Source organism: Agrobacterium sp. GW821-FHT02D03 (genome assembly GCF_059421725.1).
On the sequence record NZ_JBWKVN010000001.1, the window covers coordinates 630709 to 647815 of the forward strand.

Consider the following 17107-nt stretch of genomic DNA (forward strand, 5'->3'; position numbering starts at 1 on the left):
CCGCCGCCCAGCAGAGGACATCAAGGGCGCGCTTTTGTCAGCCTGATTTGATCGTCCTCAACTTTGGTCTCGTTGCTCCAGCCAAGGTGCCGGTAGAACCCGGCGGCGCGGCTATTTTCAGCGGTTTCGAGCCAGATTTCAGAATGGTGCCGAAACAGCTCGTTCTCAGCGGCATCCACCAGCTTTGCCCCTATGCCCATCCGCTCATGTGAGGGAAGAACGAAGGCAGCGAAGAGAGATCCTTCGGCAATATCGATCATCGAGAACCCGACGACCTCATCGCCCGAAACCGCGGCCCAGGCGCAGGGTGCAGCGGAAATCATCTCGGCAATCGACGCCTCGGTGATGCCGAGACCCGCAAGTTGTTCGCGGCTCAGGTGGTTCTCGCGAACGGAGGTGCGAATGTGAAACAGGGCTGGAACATCGGCGGGATTGGCGGGTCTTATTATTTCTACCATGACACGTCTTTTGTCTTCGAAGCAAAGACGCCTCCATCTCATACTGAGCTTCAGCACAAGGGGTTACGGCGCTAACTCTTCGCTACGGATACCAGTTCTAACACGTACTCGGTCAAGTCTTTGAGCAATTCTGGTTCGTGTTGAAGAAGATCACGAACGAGAGCCACCGAGTGAGTGGTTTTGCGGTACTCCAACGTCGAATTGGTCACCTTTGAAAATAGATCTGCTATTAATTTTGCCCCATCCACGCGAGCAAGCCATTCCTCACTGGAGCTTGTCGGCGGATCGGCTGGAGCACCGTATCGGCGATCAGCAGCCAAGGCGCGCAATACTCTCGCGACCTCAGCCTTCAACTCTTCAACATTGACTGGATGCACATGCTCTAACTCGGCAGCAATCACTCTAGCGATCGCTGAGGGGTGGAGAAGGTAACTTTCAAAATTGCGTCTCGGGAGAAAGTGAATCCGACCGCCAGAACGGGTCTGTAGTTCACGTTGCTTTTCAACAGTGAGATCGTCGGCATCGAAATTGAACGCGACTTTGCTTACCACGGGTGCAGTCGCGCCGGTAAGCCGTTCATAGATTTGGAAGACGGTGTCCGCCCGCATCTTTCGATTGTTGAAATCGCCGGTATGAAGCACGGCTATGAAGAGGATTGATCTCGTGTCATCGGTCGACTGGGCGAGAAGCATCGGGAAACACGCCTCCTCGGTTTCGCCGTCAACCCATATAATGTGCTCAGCGGCAAAGACATCCGTCATTGACACGCCGAGTTGACCTGTGACTTCGCGGAGTGTCTTCAGATTTCTCAAGTCGATCTCGGTGATACTGGATTCGAAACCGCTCTTACGAATCCAGAAGACTTTAGCGTCCCGGCCCGCGCTGAGGATTTCGGGTGAGTGCGTGGAAATAATATACTGATGTTGGGGGTAGTTTGACTGAAGTATACGTAGCAGGGCCTTTGCTGCGGCGGGATGAAGGTAACTGCTAATTTCGTCGATCACGAGCACTGCGCTGTCGTAGGTCATAGCCACGAAGAGTATTGCAATTGCCTGCGCAAGGCCGGTACCGCTGTCGTCCAGACTGAAGCTGAACTCACGCCGCTGTTGTTCGCGGGTCGACCACACGCGAATCTCAAGCAGACCTTCGGCTGGGCTCACGCTTAGATTGCCAACAGTGGGAAAAATAGAAACGAGATGGGCAACAAGCTTTGAAAATACCTCGGGACGATCACCTTGAAGGCCATTGAGTTGCACGGCAAGGGTGCTGGCGTTTTGGTCAAGCTTACCCGGCGCGCTGAAGGCCATCTTCCCAGGGCTTGTCCTTAAAGCCTGGAAGACGAAAACGTGGTCCAGCCAGACATGTGTTATGAGGGATGCAATCCCATCTACCGCGGGGAACCAACCATGATTGTCGACCTTCCATTGCCCCTGGTTAAAGGTTATGTGAAATGCTTCAGCATTTTCTGCTGGCGCGCTTCCTTCAAGCTGCTGAAACTCAGCGCCTCGGCGCTGCACCGTGGCAGTCGAGTTAGCTTTAGCGAATGCTGCAGACGCGTGTTCCAACGCTGATGCGGAGCCGGACACCGATGGTTCTGCGAAGAACCAACCGACGCCGTTTGGAGCATAACGTCTTAACACTCCCTCTAAGTCGGTACCCGCGTAATCGACGATTAAACTCTGCAACGGGATTGGGAGGTAGTCTGCTCGCCATTCAAGAGAATTGCGGTGGGGCACATAAGGCAGGCCCTGATTAAAAGAGCGTAGTATCGCGCTTTTCCCAGAGTTGTTCTCTCCCACGAAAATGTTCATAGTGCTCGACAGCGGTATCCAACCACTGTCGATAAATGGCCCGTAATTTTGAAGCCTAAATTCGCGAACTTTCATTTGTCCCCAGCATCGATAGACTCAAGGCTGCTGCTGTCACGCATGCATTAGGGATGATGACGAAGCGTCTTACAAATGCAAGTCTCGATTGAAGTAGGACTCACGCCTGCAACGACGCCCCCAACAGCGCCAGTCCCATCAACAGCACCACCAGCGCGCCCGCAATCTCGATCCCATTGGCGATCCTTGAGGCGCGGCGGCTGCCGGTTCCGGCGTAGCGGATGGCGGCGTCCTTGGCGGTGACGGCGAGGATGGCGAGGAGCGAGACGGTGATGGCGGTGCCGATGGACATGGCGAGCACCGAGAGCATGCCGCCGAGCAGCAGGCCGTTCAGCATGGAAAAGCTCATGACGATGATGGCGCCGGAGCAGGGGCGAAGACCGACCGCCACAATGGCCGACCAGGCTTCGGTGAGGCTGAAGGTGCGGGACTGGAAGAGCAGGGGGTCCGGCGCATGCGCCTTGCCGCAGGCATCGCAGAGATCGCCGCTGCCGCTTTGGGCGTGATCGGCAAAGACCGGCTGGCCCTGGAAGCGCAGGCCGCTGCCCATGCCGGTGCGGCGGGGCGCTGAGCTTGCGGTCTCCCCGAAGCCGGTCGTTCCGTTTTCGGCTGCCTTGAACGAGAGCACGGGGCTGGCGGACAGGCTGGCGCTTGTAAGAGGTGAGGCCGATGACGACGTGGCAAGGGCCGGTGCGGGCGTTTGCGGGGATGCGAGCGTGTGATGATCAGAGCGCCGATGCAGCATGCTCCAGATCTTGCGCGCCAAGAGCCAGGCGCCGAAGAGCGCGACCATGGCGAAGCTGGCAATCTCCATCGCCTGCGTCGCCTTGGTCATGGTGATGGAGGTGCCGCGCAACACGAAATAGGCTGCGACGACGAGGAGGATGGCGACGACGCCTTGAATCAGCGCCGAGACGAAGGAGATCAGGATGCCGCGTTTCAGCTGCGTCTCGTTGGCGATCATGTAAGAGGAGATCACCGCCTTGCCATGGCCTGGGCCAGCCGCGTGGAACACGCCATAGGCAAAGGAGAGGCCGATCAGCGAGGTTAGCGCCCAGGGGTCTTCGCGCATGGCTTTCAGCGCGCCGGTCAGGGCGCGGTAGAAGCTCTGCTGATGGACGTTGATCCACTGGAAGAAGGGGGCGAGCGGCCCGCCGACGGAAATGGAGGGTTCGGCCGAGCCGATGCCGAGCGGCGATTGGGCGTGGGCGATGCTGAGCGAGGCGAAGAGCAGGGTGAGGGTGGTCAGCGCGAGGAGAAGCTTGCTTCCCTCATTCCTGTACTTGTGACAGGAATCCAGTCGTCGCGCGTCTGCGCGGCGGGAGGAGCCTTGTCCGCCTAAGGACTTTGCGGGCTCAGACTGTTGACCAAGAGCCAAAGACGCCTCCCGCGTCATGGTCGGGGCCCGGATCGAGTCCGAGGGTGATCTGGCCATCCACGAGCCGTTGGAAATATGGATCCTCGGGTCAAGCCCGAGGATGACCCAAAGCGAGCGTTTTAGGGTGATCATCAATCCCCCAGCCTGACTGGATTTCTCTGATGAGCCCCGCATGAAGCCTGCGGACAGGAATGAGGGGAGAGAAACCGGCGCGCCCTCCGTCTTTCGGGCGCGAATCTTCGAAACACTGTTGCCTAGCATTGCAGTTCCAGTCTTGTCGCAAAGAGCTTGGTCATGTCGGTGCCGGTCGGGTCGTTGAAGAAGGCGTCGGTGAGGCTGCTCTGGTTCTGGGCGATGATTTCATCCGGGTCCGGGCGCACCACCTTGTGTTTGCAGGCGGCCAGATGCGGACCCTTCACCACGATGTCGGTGTCCTTGGCAAAATCGATGGCCGTATACATGGTCGGGTCCCAGGCGCCGAAGGAGAGCTTGCCCTTCACCGGCAGCGGGTTTTTCGGCTTGACCGAGAAGAACATCAGGATCTGGCCGTCCTTGTAATCCACATGGATGACGTCCGGCTTGTTGAAGTCGATGTTCTTTCCGTTCACCGCGATGAAGGTGTAATAGGAATATTCCGCCAGCGATTCATGCACCGTGTTGCCGATTTCGGCGAGCTCTTCCTTGTCGAGCTTGGCGTCGCTGTTCTTGTCGTAATCCAAGACCACGCTTGCGGAGAACATCTCGTCGAAGCGCCAGATGTTGCGCACTTCCTGCACATTGCCATCCGCGCCTTCGATGATTTCCATGCGGGCTTCGGCAAAGATATGCGGATGGGCGAAGGCGGTGAGCGGCGCAAGACAGGCGGCGGCGCAGGCGGCCGTTGGCAGAAGATGTTTTTTCATGGGCCGCGTTTATCCTCGGGCGAATCTGCGGTTACTCTATAACAAATTGGGTCTGAATTTCGGCGGCCAGCCGATCAACCGTTCTTTCGGAACCAGTTGGACAGATAATCGACGAAGCTGCGCACCTTGGCCGGCAGATAGCGCCGGTGCGGATAGACGGCGTAAATGCCGCGATCGCGGGAAATATAATCATCGAAAAGGGTGACAAGCTCGCCCGACTGGATATGCGGGCGGGCAATGAAATCCGGCACGATGGCGACGCCCAGACCTGAGCGCGCCGCGCGCAACGTCGCCTGAGGGCTGTTGACCTCCATCGGCCCGCGCGTTGCCACCGAATTGGTGCCGCCGCCCGGCTCGAAATAGCGGATGTGATTCTGGAAGCGGGAATTGGTATCGATGATGCAGGGGACTTTTCCGAGATCCTGCGGGTTTTCCAGCGGCCCATGGCGGGCGACGAAATCCGGTGTCGCCACCGCGTGAACGCGAAAATCCGACAGCTTGCGGGCAATCAGGCCGGAATCCTCCAGCTTGGTGATGCGGATGGCGAGGTCGAATCCTTCCTCGATCAGATCGACGAAGCGGTCATCGGCAACGATCTCCATGGAAAGCTCGGGGTTTTCGCGGGCGAAATCGATGAGGCTCTGGCCGACATCGGCATCGATGAAGGTGCGCGGCACGGAAAGCCGGAGTTTGCCCTTCAGATCGGAATTCTTCTCCCGCACCAGATCGGCGAGATTGTCGATCTCTTTCAGAATATCCGAGGCGGTGCGGTAATAGGTATGGCCGGCTTCCGTCAGCGAAAACTGCCTTGTGGTGCGGTTGAGAAGCAGCGCGCCGAGATCGTCTTCCAGCTCCCGGACATATTTGGACAGCAGCGCCTTGGAGCGTCCGGTCTTGCGCGCGGCGGCCGAAAAACCCTCCGCTTCGACCACGTCGATAAAGGCGCGAATGCGCGTCAGCGTGTCCATCCATAAACTCCTGTTCGTTCCATATAATTGAACGATTGGAATCCACTGTCCAACAGGAAAAGCACTGCCGAAAAAATTCGCGACATGCTGAAAAAATCCTCTTGATTATGACGGCGAATATTCTTATCTCCCTGTCTGCCCAAAGTCGCACGTGCCCATGTGTGTCCGCCGACCCTCGATGTGGTGAGGAGTTCGGTAAGGTACCTGGAATTAACCCCTCCAGTCGCTGTTCCGGCCAACCGGATATGCGAGGACATACGAAGCAACGACGGTGCGGGCCTTTCTGGTTCTCTGCCGGCTTTCCATCAGCCGGGGTACTGAAGAGGCACACCATCATTGCCGTAAGTGCGGTTGGGTATGATTCCCTCCAATCCCATGGCAGACAAAGCCGAATAATGCTCCTGGCAGGGCGTTGTTCATATTTGCGCCTTGAGCGTATGCGAATGAATCTGCGCCTCCACCGGCTGATTCGTCTTGCATATCTCGAGCGTTCTTTGTCCTCCGGAATTTTCCGGAGCCGGATCAAGTTAGGGAACACAACGATGACGACTGCTCGCATCCTCGACTTCATCAATACCCGCCGTCCCGAAGGTCCCTGCCTTGTGGTCGATCTCGACGTCGTGCGTGACAACTTCCATGCGTTCCGGCATGCCCTGCCGAACAGCGCGATCTATTACGCAGTCAAGGCCAACCCGGCTCCAGAAATTCTGTCGCTGCTCGCCTCCATGGGCTCCAACTTCGATTGCGCCTCCGTGGCTGAAATCCAGATGGCGCTCGATGCCGGTGCGACCTCCGACCGTATCTCCTATGGCAACACCATCAAGAAGGAACGCGATGTTGCACGCGCTCACGCGCTCGGCATCGATCTCTTCGCCGTGGACAGCCATGAGGAAGTCGAGAAGGTTGCCCGTGCCGCTCCCGGTGCGCGCGTATTCTGCCGCGTCCTGACCGATGGCGAAGGCGCCGAATGGCCGCTGTCTCGCAAGTTCGGCTGCGTGCCGCAGATGGCTGTCGATGTTCTGGTCTATGCCCACCAGCTGGGTCTGGAATCCTACGGCGTGTCCTTCCATGTCGGTTCGCAGATGATGAACCTCGACGCATGGGATGCAGCCGTTGGCGATGCCAAGCGCGTCTTCGCCTCTCTTGCCAAGCAGGGCATCCACCTGCAGATGGTCAATATGGGCGGCGGTTTTCCGACCAAGTATCTTCGCGACGTTCCTGCCGCTGAAGAATACGGCCAGGCAATCGACACGGCGCTGCGCAAGCACTTTGGCAACCAGATCCCGAAGACCATCATCGAGCCGGGCCGTGGCATGGTTGGCAATGCGGGCGTGATCAAGGCGGAAGTCGTTCTCGTCTCGCGCAAGTCCGACAATGACAACCATCGCTGGGTGTTCCTCGACATCGGCAAGTTCGGCGGTCTGGCCGAAACCATGGACGAAGCCATCCGTTACCCCATCCGTACCACGCGCGATGAGGACACGATGGAGCCTTGCGTTCTGGCCGGTCCGACCTGCGACAGCGCCGATGTGCTTTACGAGAAGAACATGTACCCGCTGCCGGTCTCGCTGACCATCGGCGACGAAGTTCTGATCGAAGGAACGGGCGCCTACACGACCACCTATTCGGCGGTCGCTTTCAACGGCTTCGAGCCCTTGAAGGCCTATGTGATCTAAACCCGTCTCAGGGTTTTCTCGATCCAAAGCAATGTGATCTGCGCGAGACGCCGCCCGTTGGGGCGGATGGCGTTCTCCCGGATCTTCCCGTTCCGGCCCGGCTGACGCCCGGGCCTGGCGCACACCCTGCTTGCCAATCCTCTGTCCAGTCGAGGGATAAGCTTGCGGCGCGCGCCGGGCCGGAACGGTTCATTCCTTGTCGTTGCAAGATGGTTGCGCGACATGTTTCTGGCAGGTGCCGCTTTCGTGGGCGGCTTGGTAACGGGAGGCCGGGATGGCCGCTGTTCTCAATTCGGTTCGTGCATTCTTCACGCCGCAGACATTCTTCATCGAGACCGAGAACGCCGGCGACATCGTCGCGCGCGAAAACCTGCTGGACCGCGCCATGGGTCCTGGCCGCCGCCGCAAGTCGTCGGAAAAGCTGCGCGCTGGCCGCGTGCCGGCCGAAGGTCTGGCGCTGGTTGCCCGCGACCAGGACGGCCATGTCATCGGCACGGTGCGCCTGTGGAATGTCGAAGCCGGCGTGACCCGCGAAGGCCGCCCGGTCGCAGCGCTGCTGCTCGGCCCGCTTGCCGTCGATGCCGCGCATGAGGGCAAGGGCATCGGCTCGGCGCTGATGCGCGCTGCCATTTCCGAAGCAACCCGCCGCGAGCACGGCGCGATCCTGCTCGTCGGCGATGCGGCATATTACGAGCGCTTCGGCTTCTTCGCGACGAAGACCCAGCACCTCGTCATGCCCGGCCCCTTCGAGCGCAACCGCTTTCTGGCGCTGGAACTGAAGCCCGGCTGGCTGGATGGCGTGGCCGGCATGCTGGCTGCAAGCGGTCGTCGCTTTTCCTGAGGGCGTGTGGGCCCTTGAGGTCTGTCGTGTAGATTGAAAAGCTGCCAAGACAGCTCTGAATGCTTGGCATACCCCCCCCCTCTGTCCTGCCGGACATCTCCCCCTCAAGGGGGGAGATCGAACTGTGCCCGGCCTTGCCACAAACTGCGGTCAGATGGGAGATGGGAAGAGCGCCTCTTGCCGATCTCCCCCCTTGAGGGGGAGATGCCCGGCAGGGCAGAGGGGGGTATGTGACAGATCCGGAACGTAGAAGGATATGGGCAATCCGCGCGACGTAGATCTGGAGACAGACCACCGACTATGCTGTCGACGCTGATAAAGGACGCTATCGTCGTGTCTCACGACATTGACCTCTACTTGCTGTCCAGAACGCAGTGAAACGTCCAAAACCAAGCCAAATCAATATCATGTCCATTATCCAGTAAGTTGAAAACGGACAGTGTGTGGATCACGTGCGGGATGACGGTGGAGGTGTGGCCGCCCTGCACGCCGGTGGTCCCTCACGAAACGATCGGAATCCAGATCTCCACCTCGCCGCGACCGGTGCGGCCGTCGAAGCGGTGGTCGTAGCGCTCGAAATCCGGTGCGTTCGCGCTTTCAAGTCCTGCGTCCGGCAGTGCCTTGTTCCAGATCGTATAGACCGTCTTGCCGATATCCGAGATGTGGCCGCTATGGGTGAAGACGGCATAGGTCTGCGCGGGGATGTCGATATGCTCCATTCCGGGTGTCGCGCCGGTCGCCTCGATACCGGCAATGTAGCGGAAGTTGCCGGCGCCATCGGCCATGCAGCAGACGCCGTAGGCCGGCCCTGGCACAGGGTTTTGCACCTCTGCCTCGCGCGCCATGAAGGATCCCCAGAGTGCCGGAATTTCGCCCGTCTTGTCGAAGGCGCAATCGACGCCCAGACCGACGACGCGGAAGGCTGCGCGGTCTTCTCTGCGGGGTGCTGCAAGCGGAACAATCATATCCTTGTTCATTTCAAAAGGCTCCATGAGCTCGAGGGTTGTGATGGACTGCTCGCCTCTCAGCCTGCTTGGCGGTGTGCCGAAATAGCTGGCGAAGGCGCGTGTGAAGGCCTCGTGGGAGCCGTATCCGGCATCCAGCGCAATGGCGATGATGCTCTCCTGGCCACCTGCGATGGCCCGTGCCGCGAGCGATAGCCTGCGTGCGCGGGCATAGGCCATGATCGACATGCCCGTGGCGAGTTGAAAGACCCGGCACATGTGATGAAGATTGACGGCACAACGCCTGGATAGAGACGGCAGCGATAGATCGGATTTGAGGTCCGTCTCGATCTGCCAGATCAGTCTTTCCAGAACGGCCATGGGCTCTCCCCTGCTTCACGCCTTACCTTTTCCGCATCGGAGGGCGTTGCGCTTGATCGCATTTGACTTTGCGAGAGGGCAGGGAGCAAGAGGGGCTCGGGGACAAATACATGAAGCGCGGTGCGATCTTGAAGGTCGCTGCGCGCTTCGTGTCTTTCGCTCGGCTCGGTTGTAAGCGCCGATCAGGCGGCGTGGCGCATGGCAGCCTGTCCGTTGCCGCCAATATGGAAACGGCCTGCGAGGGTGGCGAGCGTATGGGCTGCTTCAGCAAGATTCTGGGTGGCGGCGTTGGTTTCTTCCACCATTGCAGCGTTGTGCTGGGTCATCTGGTCCAGCGTGTTGACGCTGGTGTTGATTTCCGAAAGCCCGACGGATTGTTCGCGTGCGGCTGTCGCGATGCTGTCGATATTGAGATCGATGCGCGAGACGATCGCCTCGATTTCCGCCAGAACCGTACCCGTCGATTGCACGAGATCCACGCCGCCCGCCACTTCCTGGCCGGATTTGGCGACAAGCTGCTTGATCTCGTTGGCAGCGGCGGCGGAGCGCTGGGCCAGTTCGCGCACTTCCTGGGCGACCACGGCAAAGCCCTTTCCGGCTTCGCCGGCACGGGCGGCTTCCACGCCGGCGTTCAGTGCCAGAAGGTTGGTCTGGAAGGCAATGTTTTCGATTGCGCCGATGATGGAGCCGATTTCACCGGATGCGGTCTCGATCCGTTGCATTGCCGAAATCGCCTTTCCGACGACCTGCGATGAATGGACGGCGGCGTTGCGGGCATCCTTTACCAATGTGCGGGCATCTTCTATGCGCTCGACGGACGCCTTGCCGGTGGAGGTGACCTGTTCGAGGGCGGCGGCCGTCTCTTCCAGTGCGGCGGCCTGCTGTTCGGTGCGACGCGCCAGATTGTCGGCGCCGCCGCGCAGGTCCTGGCCCTGGCGGTTCAGGTGATCGGTTTCCGACAGCACGTCCCGAAGCGTCAGGCGCAGGGTGGAAATCGATTCGTTGAAATTCTTTCTCAGCGTTTCGAAGCGCGGATGGAAAGGCTGATCGAGGCTGCGGCTCAGATCGCCGATGGCAAGCTGGCTCAAGCCGCCGCCGAGCTGCTCCACGGCAAAGCGAAGCGCATCGGCATCGGCCAGGCGTTCACGCTCACGCTGCTGGCGTTCGCGATCGCTCAACTGGCGAGCGTCCTCGGCTTCTGTTTCCAGCTGTCGCTTGGCAAGACCGGCATCACGGAACACGGCAAGCGCCTTCGCCATGGCGCCGATCTCGTCCTGGCGGGCAAGATGCGGCGGTTCGTCCTTCAGATCCCCACTTGCCATTCTGGTCATGGCCTCGGTCATATCGCCCAGCGGGCGAATGGCGCGGCGCCTGGTGAAGAGGGTGGATGCAAGGCAAAGCACAATGAGGAACACGCCGAGCCCATAGCTTGCGCCCTGCAGCAGGCTCGTTTGCGAAGCGGCATAGGCTTCCTTCTCCTTGCCGAAGAGATTGCCCATTTCCACCAGTTCGTTGACGGCGGCCTCATGGCGATGGAACTTGACCCGCAGGGCGCTCAAGGAAGCGACGATGGCATTGCGATCATTGGCCTGGAGGGCGGGGAGCGTAACACCCTGCATTTCACGCCAGAAGTCATCGCCCTTGACCAGCACATCGTCGAGCAGCTTGGTCTTCAAGACGTCGGGAAGTCTCGTCGTTTTCCAATAGGCGCGGCGCTCCTCATACTGCTCTTTCAGAACCTTCACGCGTGGCGCATTGACGGCCAGCGTGTCGGGATGCAGTGTGCTCTCATTGGCCAGAGCATAGCTTTCGATCACATAAAGTGGTGGCGGCAGGATATCGGCAATCAGGTCCTTGCTGTAGATGATATCCTCATAGATCGGACCGTTGACCTTCAGCCGGTTCAGCGCTTCCGCTCCCGTGAGAAGCGTCAAAAGGACGCCCGCAATAAGCGCAAGACCCGTCGCGGTGACGGCGGTCGAAATGGAAATACGCATGCCTTGAATCCTCCACACCGCTCGCCGCGTTAACGGGTGGCGCGTTGCTTTTCTTAATTTCCGCATAGGTTTAGCAGCAATGGGTATAAAACATATTAATTAGTATTAATAAGCACTTACTTGAATTAGTGTGACTTAATATTGGCCAATAGAGGCTTTTGCCGCCCATGCTAGGGCTTAAAACCCTTGAATCCGTAACGGAAGGTTTTCGGTGTTTGATCCACCTCAAACACGTGCGCGACCAAAGTCGATAGGGATTGGCGCGACCGATTTGCTTGCCTCCCACATTTTTTTGAGCGGATCACCGTCAGTGTGGGAGGAGCGCAGGATCGTCGATCTGATCAAGGAGAGAAAACGTGTTTGCGACCGTCCGAAAAGCTACCCTTCCACTTGCCATCCTGTGCGGCGTCCTGCCCGGCGCTGTTTGTGCGGCGGATCTGGCACAAGTTGCACCGGCCCCCACGGCGGAAGAGGCCATTGCTGCGGCAAGCCCATGGATGATCCGCGTTCGTGCGCTCGGTGTCCTGACCCATGACAGTGGCACAATCAATGGTGTGCCGGGTGCTGGGCTCTCCTATTCGGACACGGTGATCCCCGAACTCGACATCAGCTACTTCTTCACCGACAACATTGCCGCCGAACTCATTCTCGGCACGACCTTTTCCAGGATCAACACGACAGGCGCGCTCGGCGAAATCGATGTCGGCAAGACCTGGCTTCTGCCGCCGACCTTGACGCTGCAATACCACTTCACCGATTTCGGCGCCTTCAAGCCCTATGTGGGTGCGGGCGTGAACTACTCGCTCTTCTATCACCAGAGCGAAAAGCCGGGCTTCAGCAATCTCGACGTCAAGAACGACTTCGGCGCAGCACTTCAGGTGGGCTTCGACTATATGGTGACGAAGAATTGGGGCGTGAACTTCGACGTGAAGAAGATTTTTCTCGATACCAAATGGACAGCGACAAGCGACGCTTTCGGTGACATCAGCGGCAAGGCGAAGATCGATCCGTGGCTGGTGGGTGCGGGTGTGACCTATCGGTTCTGAGTGCCTGGGAGGGCTGGGGGTGCCGCGCAAGTTCTGCGGCGCCCCTTCGTCATTCGGTCTCCCGGCCAGACCCAAATTGACCGCTTCTCACAAATCCGCTAAACACTGCGGCAGGTTGAGAGTGCCTGCCGTCCGCGAGCATCCATGCTTTGGTGAAACTCTCTGTCAAACCTCCGATACGGTCATTCCTTTTCAGGCATGCAGACGGTGGCAATGCGGACCCCTCCTCGACACTGTATGCCGATGCAGGAGAACCGCCATGCGGAACACGACACCACCTCTACCCAGTCTCGATACGCTGAAGGATCAGGCGAAGCGTCTTCGCGCTGGCCTTGCTGACGAAGGCACGGCCATCGGCCATTCACGCGCGCTGGAACTGATCGCGGCGCAATATGGCTACCGCGACTGGAACACGCTTCATGCCGCCGTTGGTAATCGCCCGCCCTTCAATCCCTACATGCTGGGCTCACGGGTCAGCGGCTACTATCTCGGCCAGCCTTTCACCGGTGCAATCCTTGGCGTGCAATCGCTTGGCGGCGATCCGGAGCGCTTTCGTCTGACGATGCATTTCGATGATCCGGTCGATGTCGTCACCTTCGACAGCTTCTCGGCCTTTCGCCAGCGGGTTCATTGCAATGTGGATGCGAGCGGTCGCACGACGGAGCGGACCTCCGATGGGCGGGCGCAGGTCGAGCTCACCTGGTAAAAGCGCAGGCGGGCGCATCTGGCGCTGATCTCAGCACCAGATGCGCCGTTGCTACAGGCATCTCGCTTTTAAGCGGAAATATCGACGATGCCGCAATCGCCCGCTTCGGAGGAGAAGGCGAGCAGCTTGCCGGTGGCGCTCCAGGAGAGGCCGGAAATGGCGCCCTTGCCGGGGCGGCGCAGCAGCGCTTCCTTGCCATCGGCCATGCGCACGCCGAGGATCATGCCATCGATAAAGCCGATGGCGAGCACGTCGTCGCTCGGATGGAAGGCCACCTGCGTGGCCATGATGTTGCCGCGGGTGCCGAGCTCTTCCGGCGGCTTGCCCATCGGGCCATCCTTGCCGGAGAAGGGCCAGACGATGGCGGCCGGGGCGCCGGAAGAGGCAAGCCATTTGCCCTTGGGCGACCAGGAAAGCGATTTGACCTTGGCCGGATAGCCGGTCATGCGCATATGGCGGGCGTCAGCACCTTTCGGCGCATCGAGCTTCCAGCCATGCAGCGCATTTTCCTGCATGGTGGTGACGAGGAAGCGGCCATCGGGAGAATAGGTGACACCGGTATGGGCGCCCTTCCATTCCAGATCGACGGGATCGCCGGCGGTCGCCACCCAGTGCAGCGTCACGCCATTGTAGCGGGCCGCGGCGATACGCAGGCCCTTGGGCGCAAAGGCAATCGCCTCGACCGTGCGCTCTTCCTTGAATTCCTTGGTGGTGCCGTCCGCAAGCTTAACGAAACTTGATTTTCCAACGGCATAGGCCACGGCATTTTGCGGGCCACCTGCCACCACGCTGATCCACTTGCGCGGCACATGGGCAAGCTCGGTCACCGCGCCATCATGACCGATGCGCAGCACCTTGCCGTCCTCGCCGCCCGTCAGAAGCGTTGCGCTATAGGGATCGCGAATGCAGGTGAGCAGGCCTTCATGGGCCTGCGTTACCTTTTCCCCGCCATCGAGGCGATGAATAGTACCGGCGGCGGTGGCAAACAGCGGGATATCGCCCAGAAAATGCGCCGCGACGACGTGGCCTTCAAGGTCAAGAGGAGCAACGGTTGGCATGGGCGGTGAGTCTTTCGTCTGTATGGGTTTTGGCTGCGGTATGGGGTGGTTTGTTTTCGTCCACCCTGTGCGGCGTGGATCCTCGGGTCACCCTCGGGCTTGACCCGAGGGCCGAGGATGACGCGCAGGAGAGGGCGGAGCCCAAGCTTCCCTTGGTCGGCCCAGGTGGAACTGGACCGGCCCGGAAGGGGGATGCTTACGCCTTCGCTTCACAGGCGTGGAAGCTGGCTTCCAGTTTTTCGCGATCCAGCTCACGACCGATGAAGACGAGGCGGCTTTCGCGCTTTTCGCCATCCTTCCAAGGACGCTGGTGATCGCCCTCGATGATCATGTGCACGCCCTGCACCACGTAACGCTCGGCATCGCCCTTGAAGGCGATGATGCCCTTGAGGCGCAGAATGTTCGGGCCATCGGTCTGCGTCACCTTCTGGATCCAGGGGAAGAAGCGCTCCGGGTTCATCTCGCCGCCGCGCAGCGAAATGGACTGAACCGTCACGTCATGGATGGGAGACGGCGCCGCATGGTCATGATCGTGATGATGGTGATCATGGTCATGGTCATGCCCATGGTGATCGTGGCCGTGATCATGCTCATGATGGTGGTGGTCGTGATCGTGGTGGTGATGATCGCAATCCGGGCCGCAGGCATGGTCTTCATGGCCGTGCTCGAGGAAGTGCGGATCGTTTTCCAGCGCACGCTCCAGGTTGAAGGCACCCTGATCCAGCACGCGGGCCAAATCGACGCCGGAGCGTTCGGTCTTGTAGATGCGGGCGGAGGGGTTGATGGCGCGCACGATGTCTTCGATGCGGGCCAGCTCTTCCTTGGTGACGAGGTCGCTCTTGTTGATGACGACGACGTCGGCAAAGGCGATCTGATCTTCGGCTTCGCGGCTGTCCTTCAGGCGAAGCGGCAGGTGCTTGGCATCGACCAGTGCGACGACGGCGTCGAGCTCGGTCTTGGCGCGCACATCGTCATCCATGAAGAATGTCTGGGCGACGGGGACCGGATCGGCAAGGCCGGTGGTTTCGACAATGATGCCATCGAAACGGCCAGGACGGCGCATCAGGCCTTCCACGACGCGGATGAGGTCACCGCGCACCGTGCAGCAGATGCAGCCATTGTTCATCTCGTAGATTTCCTCGTCGGATTCCACGATCAGGTCGTTGTCGATGCCGATTTCGCCGAACTCGTTGACGATGACCGCATATTTCTTGCCGTGGTTCTCGGTCAGGATGCGATTGAGCAAGGTGGTCTTGCCGGCACCCAGATAGCCGGTCAGCACGGTGACGGGAATGGGCTTTGCAGCAGCAGCGGTGTTTGCTTCGATCATTGTTTCGGTCATGGGAAACCTCGATATGCGGCGGGGTGCCGCGACAGACAAAAATGTTGCCGTTCATATAGGCTTGCGAAGAAGGCAGTTCAAAGAAATTCTGTTCAAGAATTTTGATGATGGGGTCTCAAGACCGATCGAAGTCGCTCACATCGAAGGCGCGCACGTCCTCCAGAAGCGCGATCAGACCGCGCACCGAATGGGCGATGATCTGCTCCCCCTTTCCGGCGGTTGCGGCGGCCGCGTTTCCGGCGACCCCCAGTGGGTTGAGGTCGCTCATCATCCAGCCGAAGGCGTGCGGGCCGTAGGCGCGCAGATGGGTGAAGCGGTTTGTAAATTCGCTTTGGCGGGAGGAAAAGCTCGCTGCCTTATCCATAGCGACTTCATCGGGGTTGAGCGCCAGCATGACCGACGTTTCAATATCGCCGCCATGAATATCGATCGCCTTGTCTTGCGGCGCGATCAGCCCTTCGGGCAGGCCAAAGCGCGTCCAGCTGGTGGCAACCGCCAGCATGGAAAAGCGCTTGCGCGCCTCTGTCGCGACGATCGTCATCAGCGGCGCATTGCCGCCATGGGCGTTCAGCATGACGAATTTGCGGATGCCCTTCTGATGCTGGGCGCGGACGATCTCCAGCCAGCGATTGACGGCCTCATCGAAGGCAAGCGTCTTGGTGCCGGCCACATCCATATGCTCGATGGAGTAGCCGACCGGCTCTACGGGTAGGAAGGTAACGGGGAAGTCTTGCGGCAGGGCTGCCTTCAGGCGCGCGACGATGCCTTGCGCAATCAGCGTGTCGGTCTCGAAGGGCAGATGCGGGCCATGCTGTTCATGTGCGCCGAGCGGCAGAACTGCGATTATCTCCGACGGTTGAAATCCGGCTGTTATCGTTTCGTCGTCAAATTGCGTGTATGTGTTTGGCATATGGCGATCCGCGCCTGTATTCGTTAGAAGTTACAATATCATATAGTCGTTTCGCGATCTGGCAAAAGGCACGGGCTGAATGAGCAAGGACAAGGCCTCGAAAAAGGACAAGGCGTCCAAGAAGGACAAGTCGCAGAAGAAAAAGGATATTGCCTTCAGCCCGGAAGAGCTGGCGCAATCCATCACGCAAGCAGCACGCTCCATGCGCACGGCGCTCAGCCACAATCTTGCGACGAGCGGCCTTTATGCGGGCCAGGACGGCGTGATCCTGGCGCTTGCCAAGGAAGGCAGCATGACGCCCGGCCAGATTGCCCAGAAGCTTGGCGTCAAGGCGCCGACCATGACTCGCACCATCGGTCGCATGGAAGCGCAAGGCTTTGTCGAGCGCAGTGCAGGCGAAGGCGACGGGCGCCTGACCATGGTGAGGCTCACCGAAGCCGGCCAGAAAAGTGTCGATCACATCAACACCTCGCTTGCGGCCTGTGGCGCGCGCGCGGTGGAGGGATTGTCCGCCAAAGACGTGAAAAACGTTGTCAAACTGCTGCGCGCCATCGACGCCAACCTGCAATCCCTCGATTTAATCGATTAAAAATTTGAAGCGAAAGCTTTCAACA

General features: G+C 59.5%; 15 protein-coding genes. 5 read left to right on the forward strand and 10 right to left on the reverse strand.

Annotated features, from left to right (window positions below):
• Positions 1 to 20 precede the first annotated feature (20 nt).
• From AC07U5_RS02860 to AC07U5_RS02880, 5 genes are all read right to left on the reverse strand, one after another.
• Positions 21 to 458 carry a GNAT family N-acetyltransferase gene (locus AC07U5_RS02860; RefSeq protein ID WP_494722238.1) on the reverse strand — a complete coding sequence of 146 codons (438 nt, stop codon included), beginning with the start codon at positions 456 to 458 and terminating at the stop codon, positions 21 to 23.
• Between the two features lie 71 nt (positions 459 to 529).
• A complete protein-coding gene (locus AC07U5_RS02865) occupies positions 530 to 2344 on the reverse strand; it encodes an ATP-dependent nuclease (RefSeq protein ID WP_494722239.1) in 1815 nt (604 codons plus the stop codon).
• Positions 2345 to 2444: 100 nt separating this feature from the next.
• Entirely contained in the window at positions 2445 to 3593 is a 1149-nt protein-coding gene (locus AC07U5_RS02870) for a nickel/cobalt transporter (protein ID WP_494723248.1), read from the reverse strand.
• Between the two features lie 383 nt (positions 3594 to 3976).
• On the reverse strand, positions 3977 to 4624 hold the full coding sequence (locus tag AC07U5_RS02875; RefSeq protein ID WP_494722240.1) for a DUF1007 family protein: 648 nt from the start codon (positions 4622 to 4624) through the stop codon (positions 3977 to 3979).
• A 74-nt stretch (positions 4625 to 4698) separates the two neighbouring features.
• Positions 4699 to 5592: a LysR family transcriptional regulator gene (locus tag AC07U5_RS02880; protein ID WP_494722241.1), complete on the reverse strand. Its 894-nt coding sequence runs from the start codon at positions 5590 to 5592 to the stop codon at positions 4699 to 4701.
• A 542-nt stretch (positions 5593 to 6134) separates the two neighbouring features.
• Here AC07U5_RS02880 and odc2 point away from each other — a divergent pair.
• Together odc2 and AC07U5_RS02890 are read left to right on the forward strand one after the other, a co-directional pair.
• Complete coding sequence (gene odc2, locus AC07U5_RS02885) at positions 6135 to 7268, forward strand: ornithine/lysine decarboxylase (RefSeq protein WP_062427966.1); 1134 nt, start codon at positions 6135 to 6137, stop codon at positions 7266 to 7268.
• 274 nt (positions 7269 to 7542) lie between these two features.
• A complete protein-coding gene (locus AC07U5_RS02890) occupies positions 7543 to 8109 on the forward strand; it encodes a GNAT family N-acetyltransferase (protein ID WP_062439399.1) in 567 nt (188 codons plus the stop codon).
• A 500-nt stretch (positions 8110 to 8609) separates the two neighbouring features.
• Here AC07U5_RS02890 and AC07U5_RS02895 read toward each other — a convergent pair whose 3' ends face one another.
• Together AC07U5_RS02895 and AC07U5_RS02900 are read right to left on the reverse strand one after the other, a co-directional pair.
• Positions 8610 to 9434: an AraC family transcriptional regulator gene (locus AC07U5_RS02895; RefSeq protein ID WP_494722242.1), complete on the reverse strand. Its 825-nt coding sequence runs from the start codon at positions 9432 to 9434 to the stop codon at positions 8610 to 8612.
• A gap of 182 nt (positions 9435 to 9616) precedes the next feature.
• Positions 9617 to 11431, reverse strand: coding sequence for a methyl-accepting chemotaxis protein (locus tag AC07U5_RS02900; RefSeq protein WP_494722243.1), 1815 nt, complete (start codon positions 11429 to 11431; stop codon positions 9617 to 9619).
• Between the two features lie 395 nt (positions 11432 to 11826).
• Here AC07U5_RS02900 and AC07U5_RS02905 point away from each other — a divergent pair, with 395 nt between their 5' ends.
• The gene (locus AC07U5_RS02905) at positions 11827 to 12477 is read left to right on the forward strand and encodes an OmpW/AlkL family protein (RefSeq protein ID WP_245495298.1); all 651 of its coding nucleotides are present in this window, start codon (positions 11827 to 11829) and stop codon (positions 12475 to 12477) included.
• A gap of 259 nt (positions 12478 to 12736) precedes the next feature.
• Positions 12737 to 13183, forward strand: a complete 447-nt coding sequence (locus tag AC07U5_RS02910; protein WP_153311641.1) for a glyoxalase superfamily protein — start codon at positions 12737 to 12739, stop codon at positions 13181 to 13183.
• 68 nt (positions 13184 to 13251) lie between these two features.
• Here AC07U5_RS02910 and AC07U5_RS02915 read toward each other — a convergent pair whose 3' ends face one another.
• The 3 genes from AC07U5_RS02915 to AC07U5_RS02925 form a co-directional block, all read right to left on the reverse strand.
• Positions 13252 to 14241 (reverse strand): WD40 repeat domain-containing protein, encoded by a 990-nt coding sequence (locus tag AC07U5_RS02915; RefSeq protein ID WP_494722244.1) that lies wholly within the window; start codon positions 14239 to 14241, stop codon positions 13252 to 13254.
• Between the two features lie 196 nt (positions 14242 to 14437).
• Complete coding sequence (locus tag AC07U5_RS02920) at positions 14438 to 15583, reverse strand: CobW family GTP-binding protein (protein WP_494722245.1); 1146 nt, start codon at positions 15581 to 15583, stop codon at positions 14438 to 14440.
• Between the two features lie 115 nt (positions 15584 to 15698).
• Entirely contained in the window at positions 15699 to 16493 is a 795-nt protein-coding gene (locus tag AC07U5_RS02925) for a creatininase family protein (protein ID WP_494722246.1), read from the reverse strand.
• Positions 16494 to 16572: 79 nt separating this feature from the next.
• Here AC07U5_RS02925 and AC07U5_RS02930 point away from each other — a divergent pair, with 79 nt between their 5' ends.
• Entirely contained in the window at positions 16573 to 17082 is a 510-nt protein-coding gene (locus AC07U5_RS02930) for a MarR family winged helix-turn-helix transcriptional regulator (protein WP_494722247.1), read from the forward strand.
• The last annotated feature ends 25 nt before the right edge of the window (positions 17083 to 17107 follow it).

What these genes read in the sequence shown, in the direction of transcription:
- AC07U5_RS02880 (WP_494722241.1), bottom strand. Translation starts at nt 5,592, where the DNA reads ATGGACACGCTGACGCGCATTCGCGCCTTTATCGACGTGGTCGAAGCG.
- AC07U5_RS02910 (WP_153311641.1), top strand. Translation starts at nt 12,737, where the DNA reads ATGCGGAACACGACACCACCTCTACCCAGTCTCGATACGCTGAAGGAT.
- odc2 (WP_062427966.1), top strand. Translation starts at nt 6,135, where the DNA reads ATGACGACTGCTCGCATCCTCGACTTCATCAATACCCGCCGTCCCGAA.
- AC07U5_RS02860 (WP_494722238.1), bottom strand. Translation starts at nt 458, where the DNA reads ATGGTAGAAATAATAAGACCCGCCAATCCCGCCGATGTTCCAGCCCTG.
- AC07U5_RS02920 (WP_494722245.1), bottom strand. Translation starts at nt 15,583, where the DNA reads ATGACCGAAACAATGATCGAAGCAAACACCGCTGCTGCTGCAAAGCCC.
- AC07U5_RS02895 (WP_494722242.1), bottom strand. Translation starts at nt 9,434, where the DNA reads ATGGCCGTTCTGGAAAGACTGATCTGGCAGATCGAGACGGACCTCAAA.
- AC07U5_RS02865 (WP_494722239.1), bottom strand. Translation starts at nt 2,344, where the DNA reads ATGAAAGTTCGCGAATTTAGGCTTCAAAATTACGGGCCATTTATCGAC.
- AC07U5_RS02900 (WP_494722243.1), bottom strand. Translation starts at nt 11,431, where the DNA reads ATGCGTATTTCCATTTCGACCGCCGTCACCGCGACGGGTCTTGCGCTT.
- AC07U5_RS02925 (WP_494722246.1), bottom strand. Translation starts at nt 16,493, where the DNA reads ATGCCAAACACATACACGCAATTTGACGACGAAACGATAACAGCCGGA.
- AC07U5_RS02890 (WP_062439399.1), top strand. Translation starts at nt 7,543, where the DNA reads ATGGCCGCTGTTCTCAATTCGGTTCGTGCATTCTTCACGCCGCAGACA.
- AC07U5_RS02930 (WP_494722247.1), top strand. Translation starts at nt 16,573, where the DNA reads ATGAGCAAGGACAAGGCCTCGAAAAAGGACAAGGCGTCCAAGAAGGAC.
- AC07U5_RS02875 (WP_494722240.1), bottom strand. Translation starts at nt 4,624, where the DNA reads ATGAAAAAACATCTTCTGCCAACGGCCGCCTGCGCCGCCGCCTGTCTT.
- AC07U5_RS02915 (WP_494722244.1), bottom strand. Translation starts at nt 14,241, where the DNA reads ATGCCAACCGTTGCTCCTCTTGACCTTGAAGGCCACGTCGTCGCGGCG.